Raw genomic sequence first — 5,477 nt, 5'->3', positions numbered from 1 at the left:
GAGACCGGTGCCAACGAGGCGGGCCAACCGGAATGAGGGGGCGGGGTTGCCGGAGTGGGCGACCGGGGCCAAGGAGGAGGCGCGACTGGAGCGTTGGCGGCTGGGACCGCCGGAGTGTGGGGGCGGAGCGCCCGGAAGGATGGGGCAACGCTGCCGGAGGGACGGGGCCGACCGACCGGCGTGAGCTGGCCGGGCGGCCGACGCGGATTACGGGAACTCCGCCACTCATGCGGGTGGCGCCGCTCACGCCATTCGAAAGACCATCGCCAGGGCCTCCAGAAACTGGAGATTCTCGACGGCTTTGCGCAGGAGACCCGGACCGTGGTCTCCGCCCGAATGCCCAAAGAGGCCGAGGACGCGCACCGATAAGTCGGGGGCCCTGGAGCGCAAGATCTCCTCGAGATGAAGCGTTTCGGTGTAGGGAATCAGCCGGTCGGATCGGCCATGCAATAGGCGAACTGGAACACTTATTCTTTCTATTTGGGGAGTCACCTCGTGTAGCCTCGGAGATTCCGACTCACGAGCGCGCGTCATCTCTGCGGCGATCGAGTCAATCAACGCTTGGGCTCCTCTTCCTTCAGTCCAACTTGGAGTTACGTCGCCATCCGTCTTCGGCGGCACGAACTGATCGAAGACGGATTGATCTTCGGGGCGGAGCACGCTTCGCAGGGCTTCCTTGATCCCATCGAGCGACGGATCCTCGGCGTCCACCTGGCGTTCCCCCGCCTCGAAGGCAAGCGAATGGAGCGCCTCGATCACTGCGCGATGGTGCCGTAACGCCGGCACGTGCGGAAGGCAGTTCGCTCCCATGATCCAACGAGCATAGGGATCGGGAAGGAGCCGGTGAGAGGCACCTCGCCAACGGTGCTCGCCCGTAAAGGTGAAGCGGAGGGTCCGTTCGAGGTCGGCGTATCCGCCCCATGCGACGACCCCGCGGAGTCGCGGCGCCAGTTCCGTGTCCGAAGCGGCCAGGAGCACTTGTGGGGCCCCGAAAGAGAAGCCCACAAGAAGCACGCCGCCGGGAGCGGTTCCAGGGGCTCGGTCGAGCCACTCGACAGCGCCGCGGAGAACGTTCTGCGCCCTTTGAGGAGCGAATCGGAGGTTGGTCCAATCCGGGATCTCGGGAAGGAGGACCCTCCCCCCGGTCGCAGCCAGCGCGCGCGCGAATCGGAGCATTCCGGGATGAGCGCGGCCTCGCGGCGTCATCCCGTGGAGGACGACCCACCCCCGCCGTGTCGAGCTATCGCGCGCGCTGGAACCGTCAACTGCATTCGAGCCTCTGTGCGGGCTGGAGCCGGCGCGGGCCTTAGTCCCTTCGCGCACCCTAGTCCCTTCGCGCACCTTCGTCCCTTCGCGCACCCTAGTCCCTTCGCGCACCTTCGTCCCTTCGCGCACCTTCGTCCCTTCGCTCTCCTTCGAGCCTTTGCGCACCCCCGCACCCTCCTGCGGCGAGATCAGGGTCGCGGGGACGGCCTCCGCGCCCTCCCCCAGGGGAATCTGAACTTCGGAGTGCGAGACCGCCCCTGGCCGTCCGGTCCATGAACGTGCGAATCGAAGCGCGGAAGGAAGCCCGGTGAGCATGGGCCAAGTCTACCGATTGCGGCGGGGGTCGGGCTATGGTTGTCGCGCGTAGCATAGGGACACAGTGCGGGGCCCTCCCGGTGGAGGCGGCTGGGGCAGGACGCCGCGTACCGCGCCCGGTGTGCCCCTTTCTCTCCCCGTCGGGCCTCGGTATCTATAGGCGACCCGACGACTTCCCAGAAGATCCTGAGCACGCGGGGCGGGCCCCGCGCGCGCAGGGTCGTTGAGCTCGATGACCGAGAAGCGACCCCCCTACCTCCACGCGGCGGGAGCGGCCGGCTCCGCTCTTGTCCTCTACCTCCTGACCCTCGCTCCCACGACCTGGTTCTGGGATACGAGCGAGTACATCGCCACGGCGTTCATCATGGGGATTCCCCACCCCCCCGGGAATCCACTCTTCGTCGTGGTGGGAAGGGTCTGGATCCTCCTCCTCGAGCTGACCGGACTCCCGGTCGCGGTACGCATCAACGTTCTGGCGGCCACCACGTCGGCGGTTGCGACCGGCTTTTTCTTCCTCGTCACGCACCGGGTCCTCGGCGGGTGGATGGATGGGGCCACTGGAGGCGGGAAATGGGGTGCGTCGGGAGAACGGGGAGTTGCCAGGACCGGGGGAACTACACGGAACGGAGGGGGGGCACGGACAGGCGAATCACCACGGACAGGGGAATCACCACGGACAGGGGAAGCGCCACGGAGCGGGGAGGCGGCGAGGAACGGAGATGCGAAGGACTCGCGTCCCTGGGATCCGGAGCGTTGGGCGAGCCGGATGCCCTTGGTCGGCGCCTGGTGCGGGGCGCTTCTCGCGGCGACCGCGCTGACGGTATGGAACCAGTCGAACGTGAACGAGAAGGTCTACACGCTGAGCGTGTTGATCATCGCGGTCGTCTCATGGCTGGCCCTCCGCTGGCTCGACCGGAAGAACGAGCCGGGGAGCGTGATGCTTCTGGTGCTGGCCGGCTACCTGATGGTGCTCGGCTCGACGAACCACCTCATGTCCCTGCTTCCGGGACCGGCGCTCGTCGCGCTCGTTCTCACGGAGAAGCCCTCGGTTTTCCTGAATCCCAACCTCTGGATCCGTGGGGTGGCCGCAGTCCTGATCGGGCTCGCCTTCAACTTTGTCCTCCCGATCCGATCCGCCCAGCAGCCGGTGATCAACGAGGGGGAGCCGACCTGTGAGACCATCTCGGGCGCCGCAATAGCGGTCTACTCCCAGGGGAAGGCGGGATGCCGGGCGCTCGCGCTGAACTTGAGCCGGGACCAATACCTGAAGCCGCCCATGACGGTTGATCCGCGGACCGCGGGCGCCCTGGATCCGGATCCGCGCGGGGGATGGCTCCTCGGACACCAGTTCCTCAACTACTTCCAGTACTTCGATTGGCAGTGGGCCCGCGGACTCGGCGCATCCCCGATCCCCGGTGGACCCAGGCTTCCCTTCACACTCGTCTTCCTCGGCCTGGGGTTTTGGGGGCTCGCCGTGTCCCTCCGGTCGAGAGCGGGGCACCTGACCTATCTCGGGGTCCTGGCGCTTTCCCTGACCGTCGGGCTCGTCCTCTATCTCAACTTCAAGCCCGGCTATTCCCTCGCCCCGGAGACCGTGCCGGCCGCGATGCGCGAGGTGCGCGAGCGCGACTACTTCTTCGTCGGATCCTTCCACTTCTGGGGATTCCTCGCCGGAATGGGGCTCGTCGCGGCCTGGCGCTGGGCGGCGGGGGGAGGCCTTCAAACGAAGGGGCTCGCCCTGGCCTCGCCCATCCTCGCACTCGCTTTCGTTCCCCTGGTGTTCAACTGGGGGTGGGCCGACCGGAGCGGCGACTATTCGGCGAGGGACTGGGCGTACAATATGCTCCAGAGCGTGGAGCCCTACGGTATCCTCTTCACGAACGGCGACAACGACACCTTTCCCCTTTGGTACATCCAGGAAGTCGAAGGGATCAGGCGGGACGTCACCGTCATCGTGGGACAATACCTGTACACGCAGTGGTATCCGAGACAGCTGCGTTATCTGACCTCCCCATCCCGCCAACGTCCGTTCGAGGACCCCGAAGGGCTCGGACTCTACGAGACCCCGGACTCGATGCCGACGCGCCCGATCACGACCCTGAGCGACGCGGAGCTCGCGGGGATCGGCCGCGCCCAACTGGAATCGGACCTGAACGTGACCCTTCGCGCTCCCGAAGGCGCGGTCGTCCTCCAGTATCCGGGCGGCTCGATCCTGGAGCGCGAGCACCAGCTCGCCCTCGCGATCATCCAGGAGTCGCTGGGCGAGAGGCCGATCCACTTCGCGAGCTCGGGTGGGCTCGTGCGAAGTCTGGGGATGGACCGGTGGGCCGTCCGCCAGGGGATCACCTCGCGGCTTCGAATTCAGGCCCTGGACGAAATCGAGGGGCTCACGCAGGCGTCGGAAAACACGGGCGGGGGATGGGTGGACTTCGATCTCACGCTCACCCTCGCGGACGAGGTGTTCCTGTACCGGGGCCTCCGCGGTCGCGAGATCTGGGCGGACCGGGCGACCCTCAATATTCCCCTGCATTTTTACTTCCTCTATATGCAGCTCGCGGATGCCGCCCTGCAGCTCGGGCGCGAGGACGAAGTCGTAGACGGGCTCCTGGACGAGGCGGACACCTTCCTCGTCACCGCCGAGGGGGGGACACGCGGAACCCCTTGAGGTTGGCGGGGAATCAGACAAAACGAGTATTGTGCGACGTTGAGCCCGCGACTATATTTGCGGCGATTTCTCCGGCGAGGCTTTGGCGCGTCTATTCTGGAGTCCCGCCCCTCGCTCCCCGAAAGCGTGTCTCGGGTCAGGGGTCGTAAGCGTCCGGCGCGCGGATCTCAGCTTCGAGTTCCTACCATTAGAGGAGGCTCCATGAAGGGACGACTCATCCTGGCGATCGCGGCGGGCGCCGCGCTCCTCCTTCCCAACTCGATCTCCGCCCAGCAGGCCGGTGCGGTCGAGTTGGGCGTGTTCGGGCGGTATACCGTTTTCGACGAAGACGTGGCGATCGAGAACGCGCCCGGAATCGGAGGAAGGCTGGGCGTCTTCATCATCCCGAACCTCGCGATCGAGGTGGAGGGCTCTTACGCCGAGCCGGAGCTGACGGACACCCCCGGTGTCTTCGGCGCGACCTTCGTGTCCCACGAGCTCTACCAGGCGCGGCTCGTCTACACGCACTGGCTGAGTGAGAGCCTCGGCCTCATGTTCGGCGCCGGATACGCCTACGACAACTACACCCGTATCCGCAACGTCGGCGCGCGAGGCGGCGGTCCCGGAGGACTCCTCGGGCTTCGCTATCAGATCAACGAGCGTTTCTCGGCGCGCTTCGCGGGGACGGGATATTACGTGTCCGAGGACCTCGAGGCGTTCGCGAATCCCCGTCCGGAGACGATCAACCTGGGCGTCCAGGCGGGGCTCAGCTTCATGTTCCGCGACCGTACGGTCGAGACGATCGTCCAGCTCCCGGCGCCTCCTCCGGACACGGTCATCGTGACTCAGCAGGTCCAGCCGCCGCTCCCGCAGGGGACCGCGACGCAGATCTGCCTCGCGACCGGCGAGAATGTGACGGTCTACATCACGCCGCAGGGCGACACCCTCGTCGGACCGCAGCGCGTGGCGGTCTCGGCGCTCGGGCCGGGCGTTGCGTTCGCCGGTGAGTACGCAGCCGGCCGCGGCTGGTTCGAGAACGACGAGCCGATCCCCTTCCAGGACCGTGAATACGTGCAGTCGGGCGGGGAAGTGAGCCTGAACTGCGCGAACATCATGCAGGTCGGCGAATACGATGGCGTGCCGCTCTTCGCGAACACCGGAGCGACGGCGCCTTACGAGACGGTTTACGTTCCGGTTCGGCCGGGCGTCTGGCAGGCGTATCAGACCGATCTCGCGGCGGTTCGCGCGGACT

At 66.6% G+C, this 5,477-nt stretch carries 4 protein-coding genes; 3 read left to right on the top strand and 1 reads right to left on the bottom strand.

Annotation, left to right across the window (positions count from 1 at the left end; genetic code table 11):
* On the top strand, positions 1 to 184 hold a 184-nt coding region (locus tag WEG36_04205; protein ID MEX1256803.1), incomplete at its 5' end, for a hypothetical protein.
* A gap of 59 nt (positions 185 to 243) precedes the next feature.
* On the opposite strand, the gene WEG36_04200 is transcribed toward WEG36_04205, so the two are convergent.
* A complete protein-coding gene (locus WEG36_04200) occupies positions 244 to 1,176 on the bottom strand; it encodes a hypothetical protein (protein ID MEX1256802.1) in 933 nt (310 codons plus the stop codon).
* Between the two features lie 637 nt (positions 1,177 to 1,813).
* On the opposite strand from WEG36_04200, the gene WEG36_04195 reads away from it, so the two are divergent.
* Together WEG36_04195 and WEG36_04190 are read left to right on the top strand one after the other, a co-directional pair.
* A complete protein-coding gene (locus WEG36_04195; protein ID MEX1256801.1) occupies positions 1,814 to 4,246 on the top strand; it encodes a DUF2723 domain-containing protein in 2,433 nt (810 codons plus the stop codon).
* A gap of 201 nt (positions 4,247 to 4,447) precedes the next feature.
* Positions 4,448 to 5,477: outer membrane beta-barrel protein (locus WEG36_04190; protein ID MEX1256800.1), on the top strand; the 1,030-nt coding region annotated here is incomplete at its 3' end.

This window comes from Gemmatimonadota bacterium (assembly GCA_040882465.1).
Lineage (GTDB): Bacteria > Gemmatimonadota > Gemmatimonadetes > Longimicrobiales > Gaopeijiaceae > JBBEBG01.
This window is presented reverse-complemented; position numbering and strand designations above follow the sequence as displayed.